The organism is Paraburkholderia rhynchosiae (assembly GCF_002879865.1).
GTDB classification, from domain to species: Bacteria; Pseudomonadota; Gammaproteobacteria; order Burkholderiales; family Burkholderiaceae; genus Paraburkholderia; species Paraburkholderia rhynchosiae.
This window is the reverse complement of the sequence record NZ_PNXY01000012.1, coordinates 190,453-216,536: the sequence shown is the minus strand read 5'-3', so window position 1 is coordinate 216,536 and position 26,084 is coordinate 190,453. Positions and strand designations below refer to the sequence as shown.

Sequence of the window (26,084 nt, the reverse complement as noted above, 5' to 3'; positions counted from 1 at the left end):
AAGCGCTAGAGATCAAGCCCAGTTCACTCATGCGGTGTCGAGACGCCGCCGCGCCGTTGCCGTGAGCCGGTCGAATGGAAGTGCGCTGGCTGCGAGCGCGGCCATGTCCGGATAATGCTCACGCGCAATGTCCGTCAACACCTGGCCCGGTGGCGCTTCAATCGACACGCGCGCGCCCATTTCCTGCATCACGGTGAGCGCGTCGAACCAGCGCACGGTGTAGCGCATGTTGGTCGCGAGGTCTTCGCGAATCGCGTCCGCAGTGTATAAAGGCCGGCCACCGCGATTGCCGACATAGATGCTTTGCGGCGCATGAAACGGGATCGAACGGGCATAGGCCACAAGTTCGCCGGTGGCGTGCGCGAGCAATTCGCAATGCGAAGGCACGCTCACCGCAAGGCGCGTCGCCTTGCGCGCGCCCGCGGCCAGCGCGCGCGCAATAAAGCTGTCGAGCGCGGCATTCGCGCCCGCCATCACGATCTGGCGCGGCGCATTCACATTGCCGATATAGACGGGCGGTTGGCTTTGGTTCGCATGCTGGGCGGCGAGCGTCGCGAGTTCGTGCTCCGTTAAACCCGACACCGCCGCGAGACCGTAGCCCGATGGATAAGCGGCTTCCATCAGTTCGGCGCGGCGGCGAACCATTTTCAACGCGTCGTCGAAGGCGAGCGCGCCGCAGCTCACCGCCGCCGGATAGGCACCCACCGATAAACCCGCGCTCATGTCCGGCACCAGTCGCTCATCGGCGAGCGCGCGGGCAATGGCCACGCCCGCAACGGTCAAGCCGGTCTGCACGGCAACCGTCGAGCGTAATGCGTCTGGCGTATCGAGCGCGAGCACATCGACGCCGAGTACGCTGGATGCCTCGTCGAGCGTGGCATGCACGGCGGGATGGGACGGCAAGCGATGCAGGAAGCCGTCGGTCTGCGCGCCCTGGCCTGGGAAGATCAGCGCGAGCATCAGGTGTCGGCGACGTGAGCGGCGGCCCACGGATCGGCAATCAGTTGCGGGCCGCTTGCCTGGCGCGCCATCACGCGCGCTTTGCCCGCGGCCCACTCGGCCAGCGCGACGCCGCCTGCAGGTGTTTCAAGCTGTGCGTCGACGCGAATACCGGTTTGCCGCGCGAGCGTTTGCAAAAGGTTCAGCAAGCCCGCAGCGGACTCGCGTGAAAATCGATCTGGTGTCCGAATCAATAGATCGAGATCGCTTGACTCGGTCACTGCGGTTAGCTGCGTGGCCAGTTCGAAACCTGCGCTGCCGGTTGGACCCCACACGAGTCCGTGCAAAGGATTCGTTGCATCCCGCTGCAATGCGGCGAGCGCGGCGAAAGCAGGCAAAGTGCCGCGCCCGGCAAGCGGTTCTCCCCGCGCCAAAGCTTCCGGCGAAACAGCTTCAAGAATGTCCGTTGATGTCACCCAGGTGCCATACCGCTGCGACCGCTGCGCGCCGCGCATGCCAATTGCGACGAAGCCTTCGGCGGCGAGCGCACGTCGCACGACTGCATAGGGCGCGCGCTCGAAAGCGTCGCGGACCCACGCCGGTTCGCCGTCGAATGCAGGCAGGTGCCGCAAGCGCAGCAAGTCGTGCGGCCGCAAGCGCGCATCGCATGCCACAGCGCACGACATAGCGGACCCTTTTGCGAAAGGCGGGGGGGCGCGGACCGTCATCACAGGGCATCCCATTGTTGAGCGAGACGCCGCCGCACTTCAATCGACGCCGCGCGGGTCTTCTGTGCCGCCGCCGATTCGAGCCGGTGCAACAGAGTGCGGTTATCCGTGCGCGCACTGCGAATCTGTTCGCACAACACCTGCCGCACGCGCTCGATTTGCGCGGCCTCCGGCGCGTCGGCATCAATGCCTTCGATCAGTTGATCGAGCAGGCCAAGCTTCGCGAATGATGCCATTGAGTAAGACATCGGCACGATGGTTTCGCCAAGCGCGTCGAGTGCTTCGACCGTGCGGCGCGTGACTCGGGCGGCGGCTTCTTTGCCCATTGCATGAACCATCGTGCCGGGTGCGTCGAGCGCGACGATGCGATTGGCCTGATAGCCGTGCGCGAGGAACGCGCCCGACATCGCCGGTCCGACGATTAGCGCGATCACCGGATGGCCCGCGTCGCGAGCCGACGCATAGGCGTCGACCGCGGCGGCGCACGCGAGATGAATGCCGAGCATCTCTTCGCGATAGCCGTAGGCCTGGCTCTTCACATCGACAATCGCGACGACCGGCCGGCGCGTGCCGCTTGCCGCGTCCTCAGCCATTACCTCGCGCACGGCTCGCGCGAGTTGCCAGCCTTGTTCGAGACCGACCACGTTATCGGTCGCGCGCGGAAAGCGGTTGTCGGGATCGGGCACGACGGCGATAAAGCGGGCGGTCTCGCCGCCGAGCAGCGCGTCGCCGCGCCACACCGGCGCCGCGCTGCGGGATTCGCCGGCGAGCGCGTGAAACCAGCGCGCGCCGCGGCTGAGTTGCGTGTCGCTCATGCTTGCTCCTTGCGCGGTGCGTTTTCTGTGGGCTGGGCCTTGTAGACGTCGCGCATGGTTTCCGGCGTGACGCTGGCCGGGTCGATTTGCGCTAGCCGCTGTAGAAACGTGTCGACCTGTTCGCTTCGATGCGCGGCCGGCACGCCCTGAAGAAACGCGGCATGCACGGCGGCGCGCATGGCCTGCGCATCGTCGTCGACGAGTTGATCGGCAAGCGCCGTCGCCACACGCTGCTCGCCGCCGATCAGTTGCCACACGCGACGCCGGTCGCTTGCGTCGAGTTCGTCGATGCCCGCTTCCTGTTCGATTACCTCGGGCCCGTTCATGCCGAGCCGTCCCTGCTTAGTCACAATCAAGTACGAGCACAGCGCCGCTGCGAGCGACATGCCACCGAAGCAGCCGACCATCCCCGCGATTACGCCTACCACCGGCACATGCCGACGCAGCGCGACGATGGCCGCCTGAATTTCGGCGATCACGGCAAGGCCCAGGTTGGCTTCCTGAAGACGCACGCCGCCGGTTTCGAACAGCACGACGGGGCGCACGCGCTTGCCGCGTTCGCAATCGCGCAGCGCCAGTTCGAGCGCCGCGGCGATCTTGCTGCCCGACACTTCGCCGATGCTGCCGCCCTGGAACGCGGACTCGATCGCGGCTATCACGGCGGGTTCGCCGTCGATCGTGCCGCGCGCGATCACACAGCCGTCATCCGCCTGGCACACGACGCCTTGCAGCGGCAGCCACGGCGACTCGAGCTTGTCGAACGGGCCGAGCAATTCGCGGAAGGTACCCGCATCCAGCAGCGAGCGGGCGCGTTCGCGCGCGGGCAATTCGATGAAGCTGTCGTGCAGCATCGGCGTTGCATGCGTGGTTGCGAGCGTGCTCATGCGTCGTCTCCCTGTTCGGCGGCTTCCACGGCTTCAGCAAGCCGCAAGGCAACCACGCCTGGCGTCGCGCCGAAGTCGTTGATTTCGATTTGCGCGGCGCCGTCGTAGCGGGTGAAAAAGCGGTCAAGCACGCTTTTCCAGATGTGGCTGTAGCCATCGACGCTGGTGCGCACGACGACATGCGCGGTCATGCCGTTCGCGTTATCGGCGGGCGCGAGCAGCACTTCCAGATCGCCCGAACCCACCACGCCGACATGCGCGCGAGTCGTGACGGCGCGTTGCGCCGGATAGTCGAAGGTCAGATGTTCCATGTGACTGGGCTCCCGCCGGCGTCGTGACGCGTCAGCATGTCGAGAAAGAGGGTGGCGGCGAGCAGATCGGCTGCGCCGCCGGGCGAGGCGTTGAGCGACAGCAGTTCGCGTTCGAGCGCGGCGAGCGCGTTACGGCCCTCGCGTGTCGAACTCCCGCCAGCTTGAAGCACGCGCCGCGCGCCGTGCTGACCGGCATGCAAGCCAGGCAGACCCGCGCGATGCAGCAGACAGGTGTCGTCGAGCGAGGCCATGATCGAGAGCAGGGCGTCGACGCGCGCGGCCTCTTCGGCGATGCCGCGCTCACGCGCTGCGATCAGCGCGGGCAGGCCGGTTTCGATCACATGCGGAAAGCCTTCTTGCGCCTCGCGTCGCGCGCCGCCGACGTGATAGCGCTGCCGCGCGCGCTCCCCGTGACTGTCGGTCGGAGCCGCGAAGCGGTCAGGGAAGCAGGCGATTTGTGCCGCGCGCCAGCAGATGGCCGATGCGTTGAGCCGAGTCGCGGCATCGGATATCGACGCGCCCGCGACCAGCAGCCCGACAATCCAGATCGCACCGCGATGCGCGTTGCTGCCGCCTGTGGCGCGCAGCATCTCCCGCTCGCCGGCGCGGCCTATCTGCGCGAGTTCCGTGCGCAACAGCGCGGACGGTTTGCCGCGGCGGCGCGCGGCGCGCGCGAGCGCCGCGAAAGCCGGCTCGAGCGTGCGCGCAGAGCGCAGCATGATCTTGAGGTCGAGATCGCGATGCGCGCCACTGCCGCGCCGGTCCACCAGCGCGGGCTTGGGTGTGAGCTCGGCTTCCTCGATTAGCGCGGTGACGGCGTAATGGGCCAATTGCGCGTCGGTCGGCAGATTGCGCTTGGGGTTGTTGGTGGGAGCGGTTGACGACTCCACATGCTTGAGCAAAACGGCAGGCGCCATGGTCACCAACTCCTGAACTTGCAGGTGAGATGCGCGGCTGAAGACCCCGCACGCTTCGGTAAGACAGCCGCCGCCCTCATCACCAACTCCTGAACTTGCAGGTGATGCGCGGCTGAAGACCCCGCACGCTTCGGTAAGACAGCCGCCGCCCTCATCACCAGCTCCTGAACTTGCAGGTGATGCGCGGCTGACGACCCCGCACGCTTCGCTAAGACCGCCGCCGCCCTCATCACCAGCTCCTGAACTTGCAGGTGATGCGCGGCTGAAGACCCGCACGCTTCGCTAAGACCGCCGCCGCCTTCATCACCAGCTCCTGAATCGCGCCGGCGGCGCATACAAACCGCCTGACCACGTCACGAGATCGTCGATGCTGCGTGCCGCCAGCAGCGAACGCTTCGCTTCACCGCGTCGAATGCCGAGATCCTCCGGATAGGCGACAATCCCACGCCGGCGCAACTCCGCTGTCTTCTGCGGCTTCGCGCGCAAGCCGATCGGCGTCACGCCGGCCACGGCGGCAATCGCGGCGCGCCGTTCGTCGATGCCTTCGGCCTTGTGCAAGTGCGCGATGCCTTCCTCGGTGACGACATGGCTCACGTCGTCGCCATAGATCATGACGGGCGCGACCGGCATGCCGTTTTTCGCGCCCACCGCGACGGCATCGAGTTCATCGACGAAAGTCGGCTCGCCGCCTTTCTTGTACGTCTCCGCCAGTTGCACGACGAGCTTCTGACCGCGCGACACAGGCCCCTGGTCCTTCAGCAGCTTGAGCCACGCTTCGCTCGAATGACGCCGGCCGCGCGGATCGTGGCCCATGTTCGGCGCACCGCCGAAACCGGCGAGACGTCCGCGCGTCACGGTGGATGAATTGGCGTCCGCGTCGATCTGCAACGTGGAGCCGATGAACAGGTCGACGCCGTATTGCCCGGCCAGTTGGCACAGCACGCGATTCGAGCGCAGCGTGCCGTCGTTGCCGGTGAAGAACACATCGGGACGCGCCTCGATATACGCCTCCATGCCGACTTCGCTACCGAAGCAATGAATGCTGTCGACCCAGCCCGACTCGATGGCCGGAATCATCGTGGGATGTGGATTAAGCGTCCAGTTGCGGCAAATCTTGCCCTTCAGGCCGAGCGATTCGCCATAGGTTGGCAGCAGCAACTCGATCGCCGCGGTGTCGAAGCCGATGCCGTGATTGAGCGAGCTCACGCCATACGGCGCGTAGATGCCGCGTATCACCATCATCGCAGTGAGCACCTGCAGGTCGCCGATATGCCGCGGATCGCGCGTGAAAAGCGGCTCGACGGCGAACGGCCGGTCCGCCTGCACGACGACGTCGACCCACGAGCCGGGAATGTCGACACGCGGCAGTTCATCGACAATCTCATTGACCTGCACGATCACGATGCCATGACGGAACGCGGCAGCCTCCGCGATGGTCGGCGTGTCTTCGGTATTCGGACCGGTGTAGAGATTGCCGTGACGGTCGGCGTTTTCCGCGCAGAGCAGCGCGACATGCGGCGTCAGGTCCACGAACATGCGCGCATAGAGTTCGACGTACGTATAGATCGCGCCGATTTCCAGTTGCCCGTCTTCGAGCAATTGCGCGACGCGCAAGCTCTGCGGCCCGGCGAACGACAAATCCACTTTGTGCGCGATGCCGCGCTCGAACAGCGTCAGATGCTCCGGCCGGCTGATGCTCGATATCAGCAGATGCACGTCGTGGAGTTTCTGCGGATCAACCTTCGAGAGCGAGCGCGACAGGAAGTCGGCCTGCTTCTGGTTGTCGCCTTCGAGGGCGACACGGTCGCCTGGCTGGATCAGCGTTTCGAGTGCATCGACGATGCGGTTTGCCGGCAGCACGCCGTCCTCCAGCCACGGCGCGATGGCCGCCATGCGGCGATTCTTTTCGTCGCGGCGCGTGGTCCACGAACGCGCGGCGGATGACGCTTCGGCGGGTCGGTTCATCGGCTCAATCCACTCCCGGTGATGATGCGCGAGGTCTGCCGCGCGGCTTGGGTCGGTTCGCGAGCGCGGCTTCCGCCCGCGCGCGTTCGGTCAGGAAACGGTGCAGCAGGTCGCCCGTGCCGAGCAGATGCGCGACGACGAGCGCTTGAGCAGCAGGCACGTCGCGGCGTTGCACGGCGTCGAGCAACTTGCTGTGCTCATTGTCGGACTCCCCTTTGTACGACGGCAAGCCGAGCTTCAGGCGCAAATACCGTTCGCCGCGCCGATGCAGCACGCGGATCGAATCTTCCAACTGAGCACGCGCGGCCGGTGCATAGAGGCTCATGTGAAACGTGGCATTGCGCGCGACGTACAGCGACGGGTCGGACTCGCGCTCGGCGGCGCGGCACAGCGCGGCGCATTCGCGCAGCGTGGCGGGGGTGTGTTTGGGAATCGCGAGCCCGATGGCGAGACTTTCCAGTGCCGAACGGATCTCGTAGATTTCTCGCGCTTCATCCGCCGACAAAGGCGCGACCGTCGCGCCTTTGTGCACCGTGACCTTCGCCCAGCCTTCGGTTTCCAGCAGGCGCAAAGCCTCGCGTACCGGGATCGCGCTGACCGAGAAATGCCGCGCGATCGCGTCCTGGCGCAGCGGCGCGCCGGGCGCCAAAGTGCCGTCAATGATTGCCTCACGCAGCCCTTCAGCGATCACCCGGGATGTGCTCTCGCGCGCCGGCGCCGTCTGAAGAAGGGGGCCGCGCGCCGAAGCGTCCAAGGGAAAACCGTCGGTTGCGTCGTTCATGATTAAAATATTGTATATAAAAATGCGCTATTTACAGACGGGCAAACCCGGAAGTTCCGACATCGGCCGCGCGGCGTCCGACGCGGTTGGATCGCTCGTAAATCGCGGGCTTGTCTTTCGGACGGTTCATCGGCGCGGGCGTGAACTTTCTGCTCGGCGCGGCGGTTCTTCACATGCACACGCTTGGCCTGCCGGTTGCACTGACGGCGCTTGCCTCTTCTGCCGGCCTGTTCGTGATACCGTTCGCGCCGAAGACCAACGGCGAAGCGCCGCCGCAGTAGGGATTGGCCGTTTGGCTGACTGGCGCGCGCGGTTGCGGGCAGGCATCCTTCCTATCCGTTAGATGACGCATTCCTCCGTTTTCGTGGTTGGCTGTTGCGTACAGCGATCTGTACAATGATCGCTGTGGCTCAGAAGCCGTGCCTTTGGTCTTGTTCAGGCCGTGTTTCAGGCCTCGCATCTGCGCCACGGTTTAACTGGCAGCCCCGCCGAGCAGGTAATCCAGCAGGTTTCGCATGCGGCGGAAGCGTCTCTAACTTTCGACAGGAGCGGCCGAGGGCGACCTCACAGGCCGGATAACCCATGAACGTCCTTACTTACAGCGAGGCGCGTGCCGGCTTTAAGCAAGCGATGGACGACGTCTGCCGCGACCACACGCCGATGCTCATCACCAGACAGAGCGGCGAAAATGTAGTCATGGTTTCGCTCGAAGATTTCAACGCGATGCAGGAGACCTTGTATCTGTTGAGCTCGTCGAAGAATGCACAGCGGCTCGCCCGATCCATCGCCCAATTGAATGCCGGCGGTGCGGCTGCGCGCGAACTGCTGACCGATGAACCATCAGAAAAGCCGCAACGAGGCGGCCGCAAAGGCTGACAGTATTTTTATGTTCACCGACGACGCCTGGGACGACTACGTGTATTGGCAGGAAACCGACCGCAAGGTCGTCCGCAAGATCAATACATTGCTGGAGGAGTGCCGGCGCGATCCGTTCACCGGCACCGGAAAACCGGAGCCGCTGGTCGGCAGCTTGAGCGGCTTCTGGTCGCGCCGCATCACGCATGCGGATCGCCTCGTGTATTTGCCGAGGGGCGGAAAGGTCTATGTGATTGCCTGCCGCTTTCACTACGACCAGTGAGTGACCCCAGGCGATCATCAGAAACACGGCGCTGTTCAAGCGCCGGTTTGCTGCTCAGCGCGATCAAGCCCGCCGCCGCAATTCACTCGGCGTGACGCCTCGTCCGGCCGCCGGGAAGCAGCAATGAAAAGAGCGGCCAGCCCAGATTGACGCCAAGACTCGCAATCACGATCAGCGCCATGCCCGCGAGTTGGGGCAACGAGAGCGCGCGGCCGTACACGATTGCATCGACGGCGATGGCGGTGAGCGGATAAACGAATAGGAGCACGGCGATGATCGGTGTAGTGAGCTTCGGCAACGCGCCATAGATCAGCACATACGAGAGTCCCGTGTGAAACACGCCCATGCCGACGATCCAGAACCACTGCATGGGTCCGATGTGAATGGCGTTAAACGGCGCGATGAGCGGCGCGATCAACGGCAGACACACCACGCCCACTGCGCATTGCGCGAGCGTCAACAGATGCGGCCGCAAATTGCCGAGTCCCTTGGCGATCAACGTGACGCTTGCATACAGCACCGATCCCACCAACGCTTCACCGATCCCGATCAGATAACTGGTATGGCCTTGCAGATTTTCCGTGGCCGCCACGCCCGACGCGAGCACGAGCCCCGCGAAGGCGGTCGCAATCCAGCCGAGCCGGTCCGCGCCGAGCCGCTCGTTGAAAAGCGCCGCGCCGATCAGCACGACCCAGAACGGCTGCACATGGAACACGACGGTCGCGACCGCAATGCTGGTGCGATGGATCGCATCGAAAAAACCGACCCATTGCGTGACCATCAGTACGCCGGAGATCAACGCCAGCACGAGTGTGCGGCGCGTGAAGTGCGCGCGGGTGAAGAAGCCTTTCCACGCACAGTACGCGGCCAGGGAGAGAAAGCCGAACAGGCAGCGAAAGAACACCAGTGTCAGCGCCCCGAGCCGCGCTTCCTCGACGAAGATTCCTAGCGTGCCCATCAGAAGCCCGCCGCTGGCCAGCGTGATGGCGCCATGTTGACGTTGGGTGAGGGACATACCAGACGGTCTCCGCAAAGTGATGTCTCAAGTATTGCGCGGGTTGCACGGCACGCACAAACGAATTAAATTGAGAAATTCCATAAGCCGGATTGATAAGTCATGCACCCGGAATTCGACGTCGATCTGCTGCGCACTTTTGTTGCGGTAGTGGACACAGGCAGTTTCACCAAGGCATCGGCGAGCGTGCATCGCTCGCAGGCGGCTGTCAGTATGCAGATCAAGCGGCTGGAAACCATGCTGGGCACCACGCTGTTCGCGCGTAACACGCGCAATCTGTCGCTCACGCGGCCGGGCAATACGCTGCTTGAATATGCGCGGCGTGTGCTCGCGTTGCATGAGGAGGCGTGGTCCGCAATCGTGCGGCCCGAAGTGACCGGGCGCGTGGTGCTCGGCGCTCCGGACGATTATGTGTCGTCGTTGTTGTCACCCGTGTTGCGGCGGTTTTCGAATCTGTATCCGCACGTCGAAATCGAGATCGTCTGCGCGCAGAGCACGTCGCTCGCGCCGATGCTGGCCGACAACAAGATCGATCTCGCCTTCGTCACGCGCGACCGCAAATTGCGCGGCGAATTCGTGCGCAGCGAGCCGATGGTATGGGTAGGCGCTTCCATCGATACGCCGGTGCTGGCGGCGTCGCCATTGCCAGTCGGGCTGTACGAGCCCGGCTGCGTGGCGCGCCAGCATACGCTCGCCGCGTTGGACGGCGCGCGGATTCGCTATCGAGCGGCGTTCAGCAGCGCGAGCCTGATGGGCCTCGTCGCAACGGTGGACGCGGGGTTGTCGGTGGTGGCGCTCACGCGTTGCAGCGTGCCGCCGCGGCTTGCCATTCTTGGCGAAGCGCAAGGCTTGCCGAACATCGAGCCGCTGGAAATCGTGGTGGCGCGCAGCGCGAAATCGGACCGGCCGACTTGCGACTATCTGGCCGCGCAGATGGTGCAGGATCTGTCGCTGCGCGGGCAGCCGCGCGGGTCGGCGGCTGCGTCGTGATTTGGCGAAACGCCGTTCACCCGTGCAATCGCATCGCGAATGACATCAGAACGTGATGTTGGTCCGCACGCCGACAACAAACGTATTGCGCAGCGGCTTGGTCGGATCGTTGGGGTTCTGGCCGGCGCCCGCGTTGAACGTATATTGCGCGTCCGCTTGAAGGATCCACCACGGGTTGACCTGGTACTGGTAGGTCGCTTCGAGCGCGGTTTCGCTGGTGCGCACGCCGTAGGGACCGCCGCTGAATGCCTGGTTATCCTGATCGATTCCGCATGTGTGGCTGCCGACCTTGATGTAGGTGAGCGCCAGGCCCGCGCTGTCGTTGTCGCGGCCCGCGAACGGCGCTTTCAGCACGATGCCGAGGTTGGCCGCGAGGCTCACCAGATTGCGGTCGCCCGGCGCGCCCATCACGCGGGCGAACACGCCCAGGCTGCGGGCTTCGTCAGGGTTCGGACGCCAGATCATCTGGTCAGCCACCGCGTAGAAACTGTAGTCGCCGCGATGGTTCGCCGCGACGCCGGTGGACGCAGGACTCGCGAGTGACACACCATTGTTGTCGTAGCGCGGGTCCGCGAAGCTGCCGTTGTTATACCAGAGGCCGATCTTGTAAGTGCCCGGCAAGCCGCCGCGGCTCGCGCTGCCCGCGCCGGCCACGTCGCCATCGGCCGGCTGATTGATCGCATACTGCAACTCGCCGATGAATAGCGTGCCGTTATGCAGGTTGAAGTTAGTGCCGCTTCTGTTATTCGGAGTGTTGCCGAGCGGATCGCCGTCGAACACACCCGCGAGCGCCGTCAGTGAAGGCGTGATCTGACCGCGCACGCGCACGCCGAGTGCCGACAGCGGATACGCCGGCCCGCCGGACGGCATATCGTACGAGGGCAGCGCGGGCCAGCCGAACATCGTGTTGATGACGAGCGCCGAGTACGTGCTGCTGATGAACTCCTGGTCGATGCTCTGCTGACCGATCTTCACGTCGACGCGTTTGTTCAGGAACGACTGCTGGTACCACAACTCCCACAAGCGGGTGGTGTCATCGGCTTCAATGCCGCTTGCCGTATTCAGCGTGCCGAGTTTGTCGCTGCTGAGATTGCGGCCGTGAATCTGCAGTGCGCTCACGTTGAACTGGCCGCCGGGCAAGCCGAACGCCTTTTCGGTATCCAGTTGCACGGTCGCGGTCGTCACGCCGTCGTACGCGACGCCGCGAGCGAGACCGCCGCGCAGATTGCCGAGCAGTTCGCTCGTTTCCGTGAGTGCGAACGTCACGCCGTATTTGCCGAGCCAGGGGCGCAGACCGCCCATGTCACCGAGCATCTGCGGCCGCTCCCAGAAGCCGGCCTCGCTGGCCGCCGCCTTGCTCGCGTCGGCGCCGGTTGCTTCAGCAGCGCTGGTGGCTTCGGTCGCTTCGCGTGCGGTATCGGTATTGGCCTCAGCCATTGCCGCGCCTGATACGCAAGCCCACGCGAGCGCCGAATATAGCGCCGCGCGGCGCATCGACGACAAGCGCGAGCATTGAACCGCGGAGCTTGTGACCAGCGCAAAGCCGCGGCAGAAACATGCAGGCGAGGCGCGCTGGAAGATGGGGGCGAACTTCATCGAAAGCCTTGTTAATGTTGCATGCACTGCTCCGCGCTTCACGGCGTTAAATGGCTGTTTAACCTGACGGCTGCGGGCATCGGTTCGCGAGGACTGCGGGGTGGGCGTGATCGTACCGACGCACGATAGGTGCGTCAACGAGCTGAGAACGATTCGCGGCAAAATATGGCGGCGAACCGAGGAATTGCAGAACCGCTGCGAACGCGTGCGAATGCCGCTTGTCGAACCGCACGAGTTTCAGCACTACCTTACCAGGAGTTACAAATGAACAAGCGCGTCCTTTTGATTTCGTTGCTGGCGAGCGCCGGCCTGTTCACGAGCGGCGTCTCCAACGCACAGTTGAATCTGAAGCAGTTCGGCATCGGCGGCGGAGACAGTTCGGCGGATGCTGGCGGCGCGGCGTCGTCGGGTGGCCTGTCACAGTTGCTGCAAACTTACGTGGGCGCGAATCAGCAAGTGCTGAGCGGTCAGTCGAGCCTCGCATCGGCGATGGGATTGAGCAGCGCCGCCGGCCAGGCGCAACAGGCGGCCGGTTTGCTGAGCGGCGGCACGCCGTCCGTCAGTCAGTTGACGCAAGTGGGCAGCACGCAGCAGTCGCTGTCGCAAACGCTGACGCAGGCATTCGCGAGCCGCGCAAGTGGCGCAAGCGGCGCGTCGCAAGCACCGGTCAACAAGCAGGCGTTCACCGACGGCCTTGCGTCGCTCGGCAAGGGTGTGAGTCAGTATTCGAGTCTGCAGTCGGGACTCGGCAGCATCGGGCAGATGAATCCGTCTTCGCTGTTGCAGGCCGGCATGAATCCGCAGACGGCGCAAAGCGCGTCGTATATCGCGCAATCGGCGCCGGGGCAGTTGCAATCGCTGATGTCCACGCTCAGTTCCGCGGTACAGTTTGCATCGAGCCACGGTATCAGCGTGCCGTCGATCGCGAAGTCTGCACTCGGAGGCGGGCAGTAACAGGAAGAGAACCATACAGGACCATGCCGATGTCACACAGACTGAATCTGGACAACTACTTCAAGCGCATTGGCTATACCGGCCCACGCGCGCCGACGCTCGACGTGCTTTACGCAATCCACCGGTTGCATCCGCGAGCCATTCCGTTCGAAAATCTGAATCCGCTGACGCGCCGCGCGGTGAAGCTCGACCTTGAATCCGTCGAAAGAAAACTCGTCGACGATCACCGGGGCGGCTACTGCTTCGAGCAGAACGCGCTGCTCGCGAATGTGTTGAAGGAGTTGGGCTTCAACGTAACGCCGTTGCTCGGACGAGTGTTGTGGGGGCGCGAGCCGGACGCGATTCCGCCGCGTACTCACATGGTGTTGCGCATCGACATCGACAACGAAGCATGGATCGCAGATGTGGGCCTCGGCAGTGTCACGTTGACTTCGCCGCTGCGCCTCGCTCCCGGTCTCGCGCAACACACGGACCTCGGCACCTTCCGTCTCGCGGACGCATCGCACAACGCTCTGAATCTCGAAGTGCAGGCGCGCGATCAAACCTGGTCGCGTGTCTACCGTTTCGATCTGCACCCGGTCGAGTGGATCGATTACGAAACATCGAACTGGTATACGTCGACGTCGCCAGAGGCGATCTTCGCGAACAATCTGATTGTGTGCCGCGTGTTGCCGGAAGCGCGGCTCACGCTGCTCAACGTTCAATTGAACGAACGCGCAGGGGACGGCGCCATCATCCGCGAGCAGCGTCTCACGAGCGCAGAAGAACTCGCGGCCTGTCTGCGCGACCGCTTCGGCCTGGACACCGGCGACATCGACATAGCGGACATATTCAACCGCGTGCGTACGCAAGCGGATTCCGCCTAAGCCGAACGGCCATGATCGCGCGCCTCGTCGTGCAGACAGTGCTATGGCTCGCGAGCATGGGCGTGCTGCTGTTCGGCGCGGCCGGCACGCTCGCGTGGCCGGCCGCCTGGTGGTATCTGATCGAGTTGGGCGGGTTGAGCTTATGGATCGGCGTGTGGCTCGCGCATCATGATCCCGGCTTGCTTGCCGAGCGTCTTGCGCCGTTCGTGCAGAACCAGCAAAGCCGCTGGGACCGGCTCTTCATGATGGGCGTCGCGCTCGTGTGGTGCGGCTGGCTGATCGCGATGGGGCTCGACGCCATGCGCTTTCACTGGTCGGCGCCGCTGCCCGTCGCGCTGGTGAGCCTGGGTTCGCTTTGCGTGTTCCTTTGCATCTTCATGTGCCGCTTCGTGTTCCGGGCCAATAGTTATGCGGCGCCGGTCGTGAAGATTCAGGCAAGCCGCGGCCATAAGGTGATCGACAGCGGCCCTTACGCGCGTGTGCGTCATCCGATGTATGCGGCCGCGTTGCTCTTCTTCCTGGGCACGCCTTTGCTGCTCAGTTCGTGGTGGGGTCTCGCGTTTGTCCCGGTCATGGTGATCGGACTCGGATGGCGCGCGGTGCGCGAAGAGCGCCTGCTCGCTGCGCAGCTCGACGGCTATACGAACTACATGGCGCGCGTGCGCTTTCGCTTCATTCCGTTCATCTGGTAAAGGCGCGCGGTCGCGGTCGATGCGCCCCTTCACGGCTCACGCGTCAACCTGTCTAGACAAAACGCGCCAGTCCGGCGCGTCCGGTCTGCGGCCATGCACGCGCACGCTCGTTCCAAAAGGGGCCGTGGAAGGCCCGTCCTGTCGAATTATCTAGGGGCTTACCCGATGATTGCGGCAATTTTTCGTGAATCCGCTTGCGACGGCTTTTTGACTCATGCAGACTTGTCTATACAAATTAAGCAGCGGTTAAAGATCCAGTTCGCATCCAGTTCGACGGTTCCCTCAATCAAAGGAGTTTCGACGTGAAAGTGAGACGCACCCTGGCAGCACAAGCATTGATCGGCGCCGTACTCGGCGCCGCGACGATTTTCGCGGCACCGGCGCAGGCCAAAGACTGGAAGACGGTGACGATCGCGCTGGAAGGCGGCTACGCGCCATGGAACCTGACCTTGCCCGGCGGCAAGCTCGGCGGTTTCGAACCGGAACTGGTCGCCAATCTGTGCGAGCGCATCAAGCTGCAATGCAATCTGGTGGCGCAAGATTGGGACGGCATGATTCCGGGCCTGCAAGCCGGCAAGTTCGACGTGCTGATGGACGCAATCTCGATCACGCCCGAGCGCGAAAAGATCATCGCGTTCTCGAAGCCGTATGCGGCCACACCCGCCACGTTTGCAGTGGCTGACGGGAAAGTGCTGCCCAAGGCCGCGGCTGGCGCGGGCGTCGTCAAGCTCTCGGGCGATCCCAGGTCCGATCAACCGACCGTCGACGCGTTGCGCAAACAGTTGAAGGGCAAGACGATCGGCATCCAGTCCGGCACCGTCTATACGAAGTTCATCAACGAAGGCTTCAAGGACGTCGCCACGATTCGCGTCTACAAGACGTCACCGGAGCGTGACCTCGATCTCGCCAACGGCCGTATCGACGCTTCGTTCGACGACGTGACGTACTACGCCGCGAACATCGACAAGAAGGAAACGGCGTCGATTGTGATGGCCGGTCCGAAGATCGGTGGTTCCATCTGGGGTCCGGGCGAAGGCCTCGCGTTCCGCAAGCAGGACGCCGACCTGAAGGCGAAGTTCGACACGGCGATCAGCGCGGCGCTCGCCGACGGCACCGTGAAAAAGCTGTCGAACAAGTGGTTCAAGACCGACGTCACGCCTTGATTCACGAGGCGTTGCAGGAATGCGGCATGCGCGGCGAGACCTCGCGGGTGCCGCTGGTTCAATCCGCCGTCATGGATGAGAGGTAGAAAATGGCTCTGATAGAGATGCTCGGCTTCGGGCCGGAAGGCTGGGGCGGCGTGCTGCTGCTCGCGGCGTTGATGACTGTCGCGCTCACGCTTGCGGCGCTTGCAGTCGGCGCCGTGTTCGGCGCGCTGGTCGCGGCGGCCAAGCTGTCGCGCCTGCGCACGCTGCGCGTGATCGGGGATATCTATACGACGGTGTTTCGCGGCGTACCCGAACTGCTCGTCATCTATCTGTTTTACTTCGGCGGCTCGACGCTCGTCACGACCGTCGGTCAGTGGTTCGGCGCCGAGGGCTTCGTCGGTGTGCCGCCGTTCGTGATCGGCGCGCTTGCCGTCGGCATGATTTCCGGCGCGTATCAGGCGGAGGTATATCGCTCGGCGGTGCTCGCGGTGTCGCGCGGCGAACTCGAAGCCGCCCGTTCCATCGGCATGCCGACCATGACCATGGCGCGCCGCATCCTGGTTCCGCAAGTGCTGCGGTTCGCGTTGCCCGGCATCGGCAACGTCTGGCAACTGAGCCTGAAGGATTCCGCGCTGATCTCGGTGACAGGCCTCGCAGAACTGCTGCGCACGAGTCAGGTGGCGGCCGGCTCCACGCATCAATACTTCACGTTCTTCGTGGTCGGCGGCGCGCTGTATCTGCTGATGACCAGCATCTCGAACCGGGTCTTCAGCCGCGCCGAGGCACGCGTGGGCCGGTCCTTCAAGCGCAACTTCGCGCGTAACTGACGGGAACGGCATCGTGAATTTCGACTTCGACTTTATGCTCGACACGGTCAAGCAACTGCTTGCCGCCGCGCCGACCACGCTTGGCCTTTTCTTCTGCTCGCTGATTCTCGGCGGCCTGCTCTCGCTCGTGATCGTGACGATGCGCGTGTCGCCGCACTGGCTGCCGAACCGTTTCGCGCGTGCCTATATTCTCGTGTTCCGCGGCTCGCCGTTGCTGATCCAGATGTTTCTCGTGTACTACGGCATGGGGCAGTTCGGCGTGATTCGCGAGAGCTTCATGTGGCCGGTGCTGCGCGAGCCGTACCTGTGCGCGGTTTTATCGCTTGCGCTGTGCACGGCCGGCTATACCGCTGAGATCATTCGCGGCGGCTTGATGGCCGTGCCTGCCGGTCAGATCGAGGCAGGCTATTCGATCGGCCTGTCAGGCTTCGCGCTGCTGCGCCGCGTGATCGGCCCAATCGCACTGCGCCAGTGTCTGCCCGCATATTCGACAGAAGCCGTGCTGCTCGTCAAATCGACCGCGCTCGCGAGTCTCGTCACCGTGTGGGAAGTGACCGGCGTCGCGCAGCAGATCATTCAGCAAACGTATCGCACGACGGAAGTGTTCATCTGCGCCGCGCTGATCTATCTGTTCCTGAACTTCATTATTGTGCGCGCACTCGGCATGCTCGAGACGCGTCTGTCGCGGCATCTGCGTGCGGCGCCGAAGCAGTCCGCGCCGAGCCGCCCGGTGTCCGCCACCACCGAAGCACGCCGCGCCGCGCCTTGAGCGCCCGGCCACCCCGGATGAACCTGGAGAATTCCATGAACGCTACCGCACCCGTTGCACTGTCGGTCAAGAACATTCACAAATCGTTCGGCGACCATCATGTGCTCAAGGGCATTTCGCTCGACGCTCATCAAGGCGACGTGATTTCGATTCTCGGCGCGAGCGGCTCGGGCAAGAGCACCTTCCTGCGTTGCCTGAACCTGCTGGAAACACCGGACGACGGCTCGGTTGCGCTCGCCGGCGAAGAGCTGAAAATGAAACGCCGCGGCGATGGCAAGCTGCAACCGAGCGACCGCCGCCAGGTGGACCGCGTGCGCTCGCAACTCGGCATGGTGTTCCAGAACTTCAATCTCTGGTCGCATATGACGGTGCTCGAAAATCTGATCGAAGGACCGATGCGCGTGCTAAAGCGCAGCCGCGCAGAGTCGGTTGAAGAAGCGGAAGCTCTGCTGGCGAAAGTCGGTCTCGCGGAGAAGCGCGGCCACTATCCGGCGCATCTCTCGGGCGGCCAGCAACAGCGTGTAGCGATTGCGCGTGCGCTGGCCATGCATCCGAAGGTCATGCTGTTCGACGAACCCACTTCTGCGCTCGATCCCGAACTCGTGGGTGAAGTCTTGCGCGTGATGCGCTCGCTTGCCGAAGAAGGCCGCACAATGCTGGTCGTCACGCACGAAATGGGCTTTGCGCGCCACGTGTCGAACCGCGTGATGTTCCTGCATCAAGGGCAGGTGGAAGCCGACGGTACGCCCGACGAAGTATTTGTCGAGTGCAAGTCGGAGCGCTTCCGGCAATTCGTGTCGAGTCATCAGGACCGCGCGACCAACTGATTCGTATCGCCAGGCAATTTACCGAGTAGAGCACCATCATGCCCGTGATCCGTTCCGATCGTCCTCTCGACTGGGCCCAGGTGGCGGCAGTCGCTGCCGGCGAGCCGCTCGAACTTTCCGCCGACGCCCGCGCGCGCATTGCGGCGGCGCGTGTGCTCGTCGAACAGATCGTCGAGCGCGGCATTCGCGCGTATGGCGTGAATACCGGTGTGGGCGCGCTGTGCGATGTGATTGTGTCGCCGAGCGAGCAGCGCACGCTGTCGCGCAACATACTGATGAGTCACGCGGTCGGCGTCGGCGTACCGCTCGGTGTCGCCGAGACGCGCGCGATCATGGCCGCCGCCGTCAACAATTTCGCGCATGGGCACTCGGGCATTCGTCTCGAGGTCGCCGATCAACTCGTGGCCTTGCTCAATGCCGATTGCTTGCCCGAAGTGCCGGCGTTCGGTTCCGTGGGTTACCTGAGTCACATGGCGCACGTCGCGCTGGTGTGCATCGGCGAAGGTCATGTGCGGTATCGCGGCGAGCGTCTGAAGGGCCGCGACGCGTTGCGCATGCTCGGCCGCGAACCGCTCGTTCTCGAAGCGAAGGAAGGGCTGAGCCTCATCAACGGTACGCCTTGCGTGACGGGTCTTGCGGCGTTGGCGCTTGCGCGCGCGGCACGCCTGCTCGACTGGACCGATGTCGTCGCGGCGATGAGCTTCGAGAATCTGCGCGGCCAGCTTGCCGCATTCGATGAAGACTCGCTCGCGTTGCGCATTTCACCGGGGCTGAACCTGGTGGGTGAACGCATGCGCACTGCGCTTACCGACAGCGGCATTCTCGCGGCGGTGGTCGGCCAGCGCACGCAAGACCCGCTCTCCATGCGCACCATCCCGCACGTGCACGGCGCCGCGCGCGACGTGCTGGCCGGGACCGCCGACGTGGTCGATCGCGAACTGGCGTCGATTACCGATAACCCGATAGTCGCCGGCACGCCGGAATCTCCGCGCGTCTATTCGCAGGCGCACGCGGTGGGCGCCTCGATTGCGCTTGCGATGGACAGCCTCGCCACCGCCATTGCGCAAGTCGCCGCGATGGCCGAGCGGCGCCTGGACCGCCTCGTCAATCCGCTCGTCAGCGGCTTGCCCGCGTTTCTTGCTGAGCCGGGCGGCACCTGCTCGGGCTTCATGATCGCGCAGTACACAGCGGCCTCGCTCGTCGCGCAGAACCGGCGCCTCGCGTTGCCCGCCAGTCTCGACGGCGGCATCACGTCGGGCTTGCAGGAAGATCACCTGTGCCATGCCACGCCCGCTGCGCTGAAGGCGCTGGAAATCGTCGACAACGCGGGGCGCATCGTCGCTATCGAATTGCTCGCCGCGGCGCAGGCCTACGATCTGCAAGCCACCGACGCACCGCCGGCGCCGCACACGCAGACGCTGTGGCAACGCGTGCGGCAAGTCGTGCCGACCTATCGCGACGACCGTCCGCTGGCCGACGACATGAGCGTGGCGTTCCGCATGATCGCGGGCGAGGCGCCGCCGCCCTTGCCGAGCCCTGGTAAAATGAGGCCGCGTACCGCCACCTCGACCGGCGGCGCGGAACTGGTTGCCGGTGCATCTGTCGCGAGCATGGCCGCTGGGGGTAAATTTTCCGCCGCCGCAAACAGCGCGAGCGATACGGACTGCGCGACTAATGCGGCCGGCTCGGTCGCCATCGCAAGCAACCCGCCGGTGGCCGCTCACGTAGTTTGATGGAGACATAGCCGGTGAGCGGGCTTACCCGCCGGCGAACCGCCGCAACCCACCCAAGAGGTCGGAGTGAACACAATTACAAACGAGCAAAAGCAGGGGCAGGAAGGCGTGCAAACAGCCGCGCAAACACGTGCACAAGCAGGTGCACAAGCCGGTGCACAAATAAGCGCGCAAAGTGCCAGCATTACGGACCGCGCCGCTTGCAAGGAGACACCGGCCAAGGCGATGCCCGCCTACGAGCAGATCAAGCGGTATGTGATCCGGCGTATCAGCGAAGGCGACTGGAAGCCGGGCGGCCTGATTCCTTCGGAAGCCGAACTGGTGAAGGAGTTCGGCGTGGCGCGCATGACGGTCTCGCGCGCGCTGCGTGAATTGACCACCGAACGCGTGCTGACGCGCGTGCAGGGTTCGGGTACGTTCGTCGCGCCGCAGCGGTATGAATCGACGGTGCTGGAGATCCGCAATATCGCCGACGAAATCGCCGCGCGGGGTCATCGGCATTCGGCGCGCGTGCTCACGCTCGAACCGAGCGACGATCCGCAGGCGCTCGAAGCGCTCGGCCTCGCGAGCGGCCCGGCGTTTCACTCGTGCATCGTGCACAGCGAGGAGGGCGAGCCCATCCAGTACGAGGACCGCTACGTCAATCCGAAGGTGTTCCCCGAGTATCTGCAACAGGACTTCACCGTCGAGACGCCGAATCACTACATGGTGCGTCTCGCGCCGATCCAGCGCGCGGAGTTTCGCATCTACGCGCAGAAGCCGGACGCCTACGTGCGGCGTCATCTGTTGATGGATATTGGCGAGCCGTGTCTGCAACTATGGCGTCGTACATGGGTGGGCGACGACGTGGCGACGTCCGTGCAGTTGTGGCACCCGGCGTCGCGTTTTCATCTGGCGGGGAATGTTTGATGTGGCGATACGGTGCGATGCGAGGCTATGACGCGTGGCGCTTCAACCCTGCCGCTGCGACGTATCCGGCGAAAAGCGGCAGCCCAGCCTGTAACGCGAGCCGGGATGCACGAAGCGTGCGAACGTCACCGCGACCCCGCTTGTCCAAGTGCGGCGCACAAGCGTGAGACACGGCTCTTCAGCGCGAATGTCCAGCAGTTCCGCTTCGGCGTGAGTCGGCAGGCCCGCATCGACGATATGTTCGACGTCGTGCGCGGGCACGGTTTCATAAAGATACTCGGACGGTCGGATCGCCGAGAAATCCTGCTGCAAAAAATTCGGCGCAATGGCCGGATTCACATAGCGATCCTCAAGTTGCACCGGCAAGCCGTTTTCCCGATGCACGCATATCACATGAAACACCGAAGCGCCCGGCGCAAGGCCTAACGCATTCGACACCACGACCGACGCCGTCTCACGCTGCAAAAGCACCGTGCGGTAGCTGTATTCGTGGCCGCGCGAGCGAATTTCGTCGCCGATATGCGCGATCATCAGCAGCGTCGATTGCGGTCTCGCTTGTGCGACGAACGTGCCGACGCCCGATACGCGCGTGACGAGCCCTTCATGCGCGAGCTCGCGCAGCGCGCGGTTGACCGTCATGCGCGACACGCCGAGCGTCGCGACGAGATCGAGTTCCGATGGCAGGCGCTCGCCCGCCTGACGCGCGCCCGATTCGATGATGCCGCGAATATGATGCTTGACCTGCTCGTAGCGCGCAGCCGGCGCGTGCGTCGCCGCACGCGCGCCCTTCGACGCGGCGGGTGTACCGTGGGCCGCCGCCGTTAAGGGCTTACCGGTGCTCTTGCCGCGAAGCATGGAGGACATCGGGCGCCCCCAGTCACTGTCCGCGCGAGGCGGGTAAAATGGAGCGCGCGCTCATAGCGGCGCTTCGTCGTCGGGACCGCGCGCCCAGAAGGCGTTACGGTCGAAGTAGTTTTGCAGGAACTGCCGCAGGCGCGGCTGCCCGGCGTCGTGAAAGACCTCGCGCGGCTTGCCCTGCACGGCGATACGTCCTTCATCGATGAACATGACCTTGTCCGCGACCTGCGCGGCGAAGCCCATTTCGTGCGTGACGACGGCCATCGTCATGCCGTCGCGCGCGAGTTGCTTCATCACTTGCAGCACCTCGCCGACCAGTTCTGGATCGAGCGCGGAAGTCGGCTCGTCGAACAGCATGATGTGCGGCTCCATTGCGAGCGCTCGTGCAATTGCCACACGTTGCTGCTGGCCGCCCGACAGTTTCGCGGGATAGGCATCGCCCTTATGCGAGAGGCCCACGGTCTCGAGCATCTCGTTTGCCCGGCGGCGCGCTTCGGCGTGCGGCAGACGCTGCACTCGCAACAGCGCTTCCATCACGTTGCCGAGCGCCGTCATGTGCGGCCATAGATTGAACTGCTGAAACACCATGCCGACATTGCGCCGCACGCGATTGATCTCGCCTTGCGACGCGCGCACGCGTTTGCCGTTGCGCTCGCTATAGCCGAGCAGTTCGCCTTCGATGCGCACGTCGCCTTGATCGTATGTCTCCAGCGCGGCGAGGCAGCGCAGCAGCGTGCTCTTTCCCGATCCGGAAGGCCCGATGATGCACACCACTTCGGAGCGGGCAATCTGCAGATCGACGCCGCGCAGCACTTCGACTTCGCCGAAGCGTTTGCGCAGGTCGCGCACGTCGATTAGCGGCGCGCCGCGTTGAGCGTGGGCAGCAGCGTTGGATGCGGAAGAGGGCATGTCGGCAATGGCGTTCATGAGGTGATCCGATTCCTTTATGCCATGAAACGCGCGATGCGGGCTTCGGCCCACATGCCCGCGCGCGAAGTGAGTTCGACCAGCGCGAGATAGCACACGCACAACACCAGTAGCGTTTCGACGAAAGCAAAGGTCGCCGAGCCGATACCTGTCAGCACGAATGTGAGTTCGGGCACGGTGACGATCGACAGCACCGCCGTTTCCTTGCTCAACACGATGATGAGGTTCGTCAGCGCCGGCACGATCAACACGAGCATTTGTGGCATCTGAATGCGCAGTACCGCCTGCATGCGTGTCAAGCCAAGACAGGACGCCGCTTCGAGATGCCCAGGCGGCACAGATTGAAACCCGGAACGGAATGCTTCCGCGAAATACGCGCTGCCATAGAGGCCGAGACCGAGCACACCGGCTGTCATCGGTTCGAGTGTCAGGCCGAACGACGGGCCGCCGTAGTACAACAAAAACAGTTGCACGAGAAACGGCGTGCCGCGAAACAGCTCGATATAGAAGCGTAACAAGCCGCGTACCCAGCGTCCGCAGAAGAGTTGCAGCACTGCGATCACGAAGCCGATCAGCATGCCGATTGCGACGCCGGCGGCCCATGTGCCGAGCGTCGTCGCGAGGCCCGCGGCGATCGGCTGAAGATTGTGCGTGATGACAGTGGGATCGAACTGTTGCATCGCGAAGGCTCCGGTCGATCAGGCGTGCTGCAAACGATATTCGGCGGCATGCGCGACCAGCGCGAGCGCACCGCAGATCACGAAGTAGATGAGCCCGGCGGCGAGATACGCTTCGAGCGGGCGGTATGTGCTCGCCGCAATGTTCTGCGCGGTGCGCGTCAACTCCGCCACGCCGACAACCGAGATCAGCGACGAAGCCTTGATGAGCAGCACCATTTCATTGACGAGCGACGGCAGCGTCAAGCGGAATGCTTGCGGCACGAGAATGCGCCGCAGCGTGTCGAACGGCGACAGGCCGAGCATGCGCGCGGCTTCGATATGGCCCGGTGGAATGCTGAGAAAACCGCCGCGCAGAATTTCGGCGATATACGACGCCGAACACAGCGACACCGCGCTGACGGCAGCAACGAGCGGAGATACGTTGATGCCCGCGAACGGCAGCAGGTAATACACCAGCAGCAGTTGCACGAGCATCGGCACGCCGCGAAAAAAGAACACATACGCACCGCCGAATCTGCGTGCCGCGCGGTTGGGCGACAGCCGCGCCGCGCACACGCCGATTGCCACGAAGAAGCCGATGAAAAGACCCGTCAGCGAAACGCCGATGGTGGCGAGCGCCGCGTGCAGCAGCAGCGGGATGCCCTGAACGAAGACGGTCGTGCTGAACATGAGCGTCGCCCTCGCTAATGTGGGTTCAATGTGGGTTCAACGGGTGTTCAATGCGCGCTCAATAGTTCGGCGTGGGCATGGTCGTGGGGGCTTCCATTGCAACGCCGAACCACTTCTTCTGCAATGCCGTGAGGCGTCCGTCGTTGTGCATCTTGACGAGCGCCGCGTTGAAGGCGTCGGCGAGCGGCTTGCTGTCCGCGTCTTTACGCAGGCAGTACGCGAAGTAAACCTTTGCGCCGAACGGCGGTTGCACCACCGCAAAAGTTTCGGGGCGCTGCTTCGCCACGTAAGCAATGTTGGTCATCGAGTTCGCGACCGCCGCAATACGGCCGGCGGCGAGGTCCGCATAGGCCTGATTATTGTCGACGTATTCGCGGATTTCAGGCGGCTTCGGCAACGTCGCCACATATGCCTTCAATTGATCGAGCTGGGCCGAACCCTTGCCCGCGCCGACGGTTTTGCCCGCAATGTCCGAGGATTGCTTGAGCGCCGAGTCGTTCGCGCGTTTGAGGAGCGCGTCCGTGGCGTCCGCAATAGGCAGCGTGTACGTGTAGCGCTCCATGCGCGCCTTCGTGACGGTGAGCGGGCCGCCCACCATATCGAACTTGCCCGCTTCGAGGCCGGGCAGCACGCTTGGCCACGGCAAGTCGATGAAGCGCACTTTCACGCCGAGTTCCTTGCCAACCTCGCCAAACAGATCCTTGTTGAAGCCCGCTTGCTGACCGTTTTCGAGGAAGTCGAAAGGCGCGAACTGCATCTCCGTGCCGACCACCAGTTCGCCGGCTTTCTTCACTTTGGCGAGCTGGTCTTCAGCATGGGCGGTGACACTTGCCGCGCACAACGCCAGCATGACCAAACGACACTTCCAGCCTGCAAGGATGCTCATGAGATTCTCCGGTTGGCAAAGCGAGGGTCGCACAAGCGGCGCGCAAAAAGATGCGCAAAAGCGGCTCGGCGCAAGTCATGCGAGGCAGTATATACCGCAGTTTTCGCACGAAACAAATAAACGCGCGAGTAGAGAAAAGCCCTTACGTGAAGCGCCGCATGGTCACTTGCGGGTGCGCTTTTGGCGGTATATACCACTGCAATGACAAGGCGATCCCGCCGACCTTTCACGGAGCAACGCGATGCCTGTGACCCGTATTCCGCTCATCGATTTCGCCGGCGTTCGCGCGGGCGACCCGCACGCGTTGCAGCGCGTGGCGCAGGAAATTCGCGAAGCGTGTATGACGATTGGCTTCTTCTACATCGTCAATCATGGCGTGCCGCAAGCGTCGATCGACGCCGCCGCGCAGGCAGCGCGCACGTTCTTTGCGTTTCCGCCCGAGACGAAGCGGCGCGCGGCGGTCAATCATCGGCATCGGGGCTTCAATGCGCTTGGCGATGCGACCATGTATCAGGCGAAACGCCCCGATTACAAGGAGTTTTTCAGCATCGGGCTCGAGTTGCCGGAAGACGATCCGGATGTGCTCGCGGGGCAGGCACTACGTGGACCGAATAACTGGCCGGACTTCATGCCCGAGTTGCGCCCCGCGCTGTATGGCTACTATGAAGCGGTCGCCGCGTGCGGCGCCGATCTGTTGCGTGCGGTGGCGGTGAGCCTCGGCGTCGATGAACATTTCTTCACGCCGCGTTATACGAAGCGGATGCAGCGTACGCAGATGGTCTACTATCCGCCGCAACCGCCTCAGTCGGACGACGATCAATTCGGCGTCGCGCCGCATACCGACTATGGCTGCATCACGCTGCTGTGGCAGGATCAGGTGGGCGGCTTGCAGGTGCGTGAAATCGCCAACGACACGTGGGTCGATGCGCCGCCGGTGGAGGGCAGCTTCGTGGTGAACGTGGGCGACCTGCTCGCGCGCTGGACCAACGACCGCTTTCGCTCGACGCTGCATCGCGTGATCAATGCATCGGGGCGCGAGCGCTATTCGATCGCGACGTTTTACGATCCGACGTACGGCGCGATCGTCGATCCGCGCGATCTGGGTACGAGCACAGACGAACTGAAGTACCAGCCGGTGGCCGCGGGCGACTATATTCTCGGGCGCATCAACGATTCGATGGGCTATCGGAAGAAGCAGGCCGCTAAAACCACATAAGCGCGACATCAGCTCGAGATAAGCTCGAGATACGCAACGCAAGG

At 63.8% G+C, this 26,084-nt stretch carries 28 protein-coding genes and 1 pseudogene; 14 read left to right on the top strand and 15 right to left on the bottom strand.

Translation table 11 applies throughout. The annotated features are described in order from the left end of the window. Positions 1-27: 27 nt before the first annotated feature. From mdcH to C0Z16_RS18695, 8 genes are all read right to left on the bottom strand, one after another. Positions 28-960: a malonate decarboxylase subunit epsilon gene (gene mdcH / locus C0Z16_RS18735; RefSeq protein ID WP_102633601.1), complete on the bottom strand. Its 933-nt coding sequence runs from the start codon at positions 958-960 to the stop codon at positions 28-30. After that, the gene (locus tag C0Z16_RS18730; protein ID WP_102633600.1) at positions 960-1,667 is read right to left on the bottom strand and encodes a malonate decarboxylase holo-ACP synthase; all 708 of its coding nucleotides are present in this window, start codon (positions 1,665-1,667) and stop codon (positions 960-962) included. The genes mdcH and C0Z16_RS18730 overlap by 1 nt, the downstream gene beginning before the upstream one ends. Then, complete coding sequence (mdcE, locus tag C0Z16_RS18725; protein WP_102633599.1) at positions 1,667-2,482, bottom strand: biotin-independent malonate decarboxylase subunit gamma; 816 nt, start codon at positions 2,480-2,482, stop codon at positions 1,667-1,669. Before mdcE ends, C0Z16_RS18730 begins: the two co-directional genes overlap by 1 nt. Further along, positions 2,479-3,366: a biotin-independent malonate decarboxylase subunit beta gene (locus tag C0Z16_RS18720; protein WP_102633598.1), complete on the bottom strand. Its 888-nt coding sequence runs from the start codon at positions 3,364-3,366 to the stop codon at positions 2,479-2,481. The genes mdcE and C0Z16_RS18720 overlap by 4 nt, the downstream gene beginning before the upstream one ends. Next, complete coding sequence (locus C0Z16_RS18715) at positions 3,363-3,677, bottom strand: malonate decarboxylase subunit delta (RefSeq protein WP_102633597.1); 315 nt, start codon at positions 3,675-3,677, stop codon at positions 3,363-3,365. Before C0Z16_RS18715 ends, C0Z16_RS18720 begins: the two co-directional genes overlap by 4 nt. Continuing rightward, positions 3,665-4,594, bottom strand: a complete 930-nt coding sequence (locus C0Z16_RS18710) for a triphosphoribosyl-dephospho-CoA synthase (RefSeq protein WP_102633596.1) — start codon at positions 4,592-4,594, stop codon at positions 3,665-3,667. The genes C0Z16_RS18715 and C0Z16_RS18710 overlap by 13 nt, the downstream gene beginning before the upstream one ends. A 303-nt stretch (positions 4,595-4,897) precedes the next feature. Then, positions 4,898-6,559 carry a malonate decarboxylase subunit alpha gene (gene mdcA / locus C0Z16_RS18700; RefSeq protein ID WP_102633594.1) on the bottom strand — a complete coding sequence of 554 codons (1,662 nt, stop codon included), beginning with the start codon at positions 6,557-6,559 and terminating at the stop codon, positions 4,898-4,900. 4 nt (positions 6,560-6,563) lie between these two features. Continuing rightward, on the bottom strand, positions 6,564-7,340 hold the full coding sequence (locus tag C0Z16_RS18695; protein ID WP_102633593.1) for a GntR family transcriptional regulator: 777 nt from the start codon (positions 7,338-7,340) through the stop codon (positions 6,564-6,566). 113 nt (positions 7,341-7,453) lie between these two features. On the opposite strand from C0Z16_RS18695, the pseudogene C0Z16_RS18690 reads away from it, so the two are divergent. The 3 genes and pseudogenes from C0Z16_RS18690 to C0Z16_RS18680 all read left to right on the top strand — a co-directional run. Beyond that, positions 7,454-7,621, top strand: a pseudogene (locus C0Z16_RS18690) (MFS transporter); the annotation flags it as partial. A 301-nt stretch (positions 7,622-7,922) separates the two neighbouring features. Next, a complete protein-coding gene (locus C0Z16_RS18685; RefSeq protein WP_102633592.1) occupies positions 7,923-8,216 on the top strand; it encodes a type II toxin-antitoxin system Phd/YefM family antitoxin in 294 nt (97 codons plus the stop codon). Positions 8,217-8,226: 10 nt separating this feature from the next. Further along, positions 8,227-8,478 (top strand): Txe/YoeB family addiction module toxin, encoded by a 252-nt coding sequence (locus C0Z16_RS18680; protein WP_102633591.1) that lies wholly within the window; start codon positions 8,227-8,229, stop codon positions 8,476-8,478. 82 nt (positions 8,479-8,560) lie between these two features. Here C0Z16_RS18680 and C0Z16_RS18675 read toward each other — a convergent pair whose 3' ends face one another. Then, on the bottom strand, positions 8,561-9,493 hold the full coding sequence (locus C0Z16_RS18675; RefSeq protein WP_102633590.1) for a DMT family transporter: 933 nt from the start codon (positions 9,491-9,493) through the stop codon (positions 8,561-8,563). Positions 9,494-9,595: 102 nt separating this feature from the next. Here C0Z16_RS18675 and C0Z16_RS18670 point away from each other — a divergent pair, with 102 nt between their 5' ends. Next, positions 9,596-10,483, top strand: coding sequence for a LysR family transcriptional regulator (locus tag C0Z16_RS18670; protein ID WP_102633589.1), 888 nt, complete (start codon positions 9,596-9,598; stop codon positions 10,481-10,483). A 45-nt stretch (positions 10,484-10,528) separates the two neighbouring features. On the opposite strand, the gene C0Z16_RS18665 is transcribed toward C0Z16_RS18670, so the two are convergent. Continuing rightward, positions 10,529-12,079 carry a carbohydrate porin gene (locus C0Z16_RS18665; RefSeq protein WP_102633588.1) on the bottom strand — a complete coding sequence of 517 codons (1,551 nt, stop codon included), beginning with the start codon at positions 12,077-12,079 and terminating at the stop codon, positions 10,529-10,531. A 264-nt stretch (positions 12,080-12,343) separates the two neighbouring features. On the opposite strand from C0Z16_RS18665, the gene C0Z16_RS18655 reads away from it, so the two are divergent. The 9 genes from C0Z16_RS18655 (at position 12,344) to hutC (C0Z16_RS18615) (ending at position 20,804) form a co-directional block, all read left to right on the top strand. Then, the gene (locus tag C0Z16_RS18655; protein WP_102633586.1) at positions 12,344-13,033 is read left to right on the top strand and encodes a hypothetical protein; all 690 of its coding nucleotides are present in this window, start codon (positions 12,344-12,346) and stop codon (positions 13,031-13,033) included. 29 nt (positions 13,034-13,062) lie between these two features. Then, complete coding sequence (locus C0Z16_RS18650; protein ID WP_102633630.1) at positions 13,063-13,899, top strand: arylamine N-acetyltransferase family protein; 837 nt, start codon at positions 13,063-13,065, stop codon at positions 13,897-13,899. An 11-nt stretch (positions 13,900-13,910) separates the two neighbouring features. Then, the gene (locus C0Z16_RS18645; protein WP_102633585.1) at positions 13,911-14,591 is read left to right on the top strand and encodes a methyltransferase family protein; all 681 of its coding nucleotides are present in this window, start codon (positions 13,911-13,913) and stop codon (positions 14,589-14,591) included. A gap of 302 nt (positions 14,592-14,893) precedes the next feature. Then, positions 14,894-15,754 (top strand): transporter substrate-binding domain-containing protein, encoded by an 861-nt coding sequence (locus tag C0Z16_RS18640; protein WP_102633584.1) that lies wholly within the window; start codon positions 14,894-14,896, stop codon positions 15,752-15,754. Between the two features lie 89 nt (positions 15,755-15,843). Beyond that, the gene (locus tag C0Z16_RS18635; protein WP_102633583.1) at positions 15,844-16,566 is read left to right on the top strand and encodes an ABC transporter permease; all 723 of its coding nucleotides are present in this window, start codon (positions 15,844-15,846) and stop codon (positions 16,564-16,566) included. 13 nt (positions 16,567-16,579) lie between these two features. Further along, positions 16,580-17,335 carry an ABC transporter permease gene (locus tag C0Z16_RS18630; protein ID WP_102633582.1) on the top strand — a complete coding sequence of 252 codons (756 nt, stop codon included), beginning with the start codon at positions 16,580-16,582 and terminating at the stop codon, positions 17,333-17,335. A gap of 35 nt (positions 17,336-17,370) precedes the next feature. Beyond that, positions 17,371-18,162, top strand: a complete 792-nt coding sequence (locus tag C0Z16_RS18625) for an ABC transporter ATP-binding protein (RefSeq protein ID WP_102633581.1) — start codon at positions 17,371-17,373, stop codon at positions 18,160-18,162. 38 nt (positions 18,163-18,200) lie between these two features. Then, positions 18,201-19,895 (top strand): HAL/PAL/TAL family ammonia-lyase, encoded by a 1,695-nt coding sequence (locus tag C0Z16_RS18620; RefSeq protein ID WP_102633580.1) that lies wholly within the window; start codon positions 18,201-18,203, stop codon positions 19,893-19,895. 225 nt (positions 19,896-20,120) lie between these two features. Continuing rightward, positions 20,121-20,804, top strand: a complete 684-nt coding sequence (gene hutC, locus C0Z16_RS18615) for a histidine utilization repressor (protein ID WP_102633579.1) — start codon at positions 20,121-20,123, stop codon at positions 20,802-20,804. 42 nt (positions 20,805-20,846) lie between these two features. Here the strand turns inward: hutC (C0Z16_RS18615) and hutC (C0Z16_RS18610) are convergent, their stop codons facing one another. From hutC (C0Z16_RS18610) to C0Z16_RS18590, 5 genes are read right to left on the bottom strand one after another with little or no spacing between them, the layout of a single operon-like run. Continuing rightward, the gene (hutC, locus tag C0Z16_RS18610; RefSeq protein ID WP_102633578.1) at positions 20,847-21,668 is read right to left on the bottom strand and encodes a histidine utilization repressor; all 822 of its coding nucleotides are present in this window, start codon (positions 21,666-21,668) and stop codon (positions 20,847-20,849) included. A 51-nt stretch (positions 21,669-21,719) separates the two neighbouring features. Next, positions 21,720-22,589, bottom strand: coding sequence for an amino acid ABC transporter ATP-binding protein (locus C0Z16_RS18605; RefSeq protein ID WP_102633577.1), 870 nt, complete (start codon positions 22,587-22,589; stop codon positions 21,720-21,722). A gap of 17 nt (positions 22,590-22,606) precedes the next feature. After that, positions 22,607-23,269, bottom strand: coding sequence for an amino acid ABC transporter permease (locus C0Z16_RS18600; protein ID WP_102633576.1), 663 nt, complete (start codon positions 23,267-23,269; stop codon positions 22,607-22,609). Positions 23,270-23,287: 18 nt separating this feature from the next. Beyond that, a complete protein-coding gene (locus C0Z16_RS18595) occupies positions 23,288-23,938 on the bottom strand; it encodes an amino acid ABC transporter permease (RefSeq protein WP_102633575.1) in 651 nt (216 codons plus the stop codon). 58 nt (positions 23,939-23,996) lie between these two features. Beyond that, complete coding sequence (locus C0Z16_RS18590; protein WP_102633574.1) at positions 23,997-24,824, bottom strand: transporter substrate-binding domain-containing protein; 828 nt, start codon at positions 24,822-24,824, stop codon at positions 23,997-23,999. A gap of 241 nt (positions 24,825-25,065) precedes the next feature. On the opposite strand from C0Z16_RS18590, the gene C0Z16_RS18585 reads away from it, so the two are divergent. After that, positions 25,066-26,040 (top strand): isopenicillin N synthase family dioxygenase, encoded by a 975-nt coding sequence (locus tag C0Z16_RS18585; RefSeq protein WP_102633573.1) that lies wholly within the window; start codon positions 25,066-25,068, stop codon positions 26,038-26,040. Positions 26,041-26,084: the final 44 nt, after the last annotated feature.

Bases quoted from the DNA above. Each gene is read 5' to 3' on its own strand.
- mdcH (WP_102633601.1), bottom strand. From the start codon at position 960: ATGCTCGCGCTGATCTTCCCAGGCCAGGGCGCGCAGACCGACGGCTTC.
- C0Z16_RS18730 (WP_102633600.1), bottom strand. From the start codon at position 1,667: ATGACGGTCCGCGCCCCCCCGCCTTTCGCAAAAGGGTCCGCTATGTCG.
- mdcE (WP_102633599.1), bottom strand. From the start codon at position 2,482: ATGAGCGACACGCAACTCAGCCGCGGCGCGCGCTGGTTTCACGCGCTC.
- C0Z16_RS18720 (WP_102633598.1), bottom strand. From the start codon at position 3,366: ATGAGCACGCTCGCAACCACGCATGCAACGCCGATGCTGCACGACAGC.
- C0Z16_RS18715 (WP_102633597.1), bottom strand. From the start codon at position 3,677: ATGGAACATCTGACCTTCGACTATCCGGCGCAACGCGCCGTCACGACT.
- C0Z16_RS18710 (WP_102633596.1), bottom strand. From the start codon at position 4,594: ATGGCGCCTGCCGTTTTGCTCAAGCATGTGGAGTCGTCAACCGCTCCC.
- mdcA (WP_102633594.1), bottom strand. From the start codon at position 6,559: ATGAACCGACCCGCCGAAGCGTCATCCGCCGCGCGTTCGTGGACCACG.
- C0Z16_RS18695 (WP_102633593.1), bottom strand. From the start codon at position 7,340: ATGAACGACGCAACCGACGGTTTTCCCTTGGACGCTTCGGCGCGCGGC.
- C0Z16_RS18685 (WP_102633592.1), top strand. From the start codon at position 7,923: ATGAACGTCCTTACTTACAGCGAGGCGCGTGCCGGCTTTAAGCAAGCG.
- C0Z16_RS18680 (WP_102633591.1), top strand. From the start codon at position 8,227: ATGTTCACCGACGACGCCTGGGACGACTACGTGTATTGGCAGGAAACC.
- C0Z16_RS18675 (WP_102633590.1), bottom strand. From the start codon at position 9,493: ATGTCCCTCACCCAACGTCAACATGGCGCCATCACGCTGGCCAGCGGC.
- C0Z16_RS18670 (WP_102633589.1), top strand. From the start codon at position 9,596: ATGCACCCGGAATTCGACGTCGATCTGCTGCGCACTTTTGTTGCGGTA.
- C0Z16_RS18665 (WP_102633588.1), bottom strand. From the start codon at position 12,079: ATGAAGTTCGCCCCCATCTTCCAGCGCGCCTCGCCTGCATGTTTCTGC.
- C0Z16_RS18655 (WP_102633586.1), top strand. From the start codon at position 12,344: ATGAACAAGCGCGTCCTTTTGATTTCGTTGCTGGCGAGCGCCGGCCTG.
- C0Z16_RS18650 (WP_102633630.1), top strand. From the start codon at position 13,063: ATGTCACACAGACTGAATCTGGACAACTACTTCAAGCGCATTGGCTAT.
- C0Z16_RS18645 (WP_102633585.1), top strand. From the start codon at position 13,911: ATGATCGCGCGCCTCGTCGTGCAGACAGTGCTATGGCTCGCGAGCATG.
- C0Z16_RS18635 (WP_102633583.1), top strand. From the start codon at position 15,844: ATGGCTCTGATAGAGATGCTCGGCTTCGGGCCGGAAGGCTGGGGCGGC.
- C0Z16_RS18625 (WP_102633581.1), top strand. From the start codon at position 17,371: ATGAACGCTACCGCACCCGTTGCACTGTCGGTCAAGAACATTCACAAA.
- C0Z16_RS18620 (WP_102633580.1), top strand. From the start codon at position 18,201: ATGCCCGTGATCCGTTCCGATCGTCCTCTCGACTGGGCCCAGGTGGCG.
- hutC (WP_102633579.1), top strand. From the start codon at position 20,121: ATGCCCGCCTACGAGCAGATCAAGCGGTATGTGATCCGGCGTATCAGC.
- hutC (WP_102633578.1), bottom strand. From the start codon at position 21,668: ATGTCCTCCATGCTTCGCGGCAAGAGCACCGGTAAGCCCTTAACGGCG.
- C0Z16_RS18605 (WP_102633577.1), bottom strand. From the start codon at position 22,589: ATGAACGCCATTGCCGACATGCCCTCTTCCGCATCCAACGCTGCTGCC.
- C0Z16_RS18600 (WP_102633576.1), bottom strand. From the start codon at position 23,269: ATGCAACAGTTCGATCCCACTGTCATCACGCACAATCTTCAGCCGATC.
- C0Z16_RS18595 (WP_102633575.1), bottom strand. From the start codon at position 23,938: ATGTTCAGCACGACCGTCTTCGTTCAGGGCATCCCGCTGCTGCTGCAC.
- C0Z16_RS18590 (WP_102633574.1), bottom strand. From the start codon at position 24,824: ATGAGCATCCTTGCAGGCTGGAAGTGTCGTTTGGTCATGCTGGCGTTG.
- C0Z16_RS18585 (WP_102633573.1), top strand. From the start codon at position 25,066: ATGCCTGTGACCCGTATTCCGCTCATCGATTTCGCCGGCGTTCGCGCG.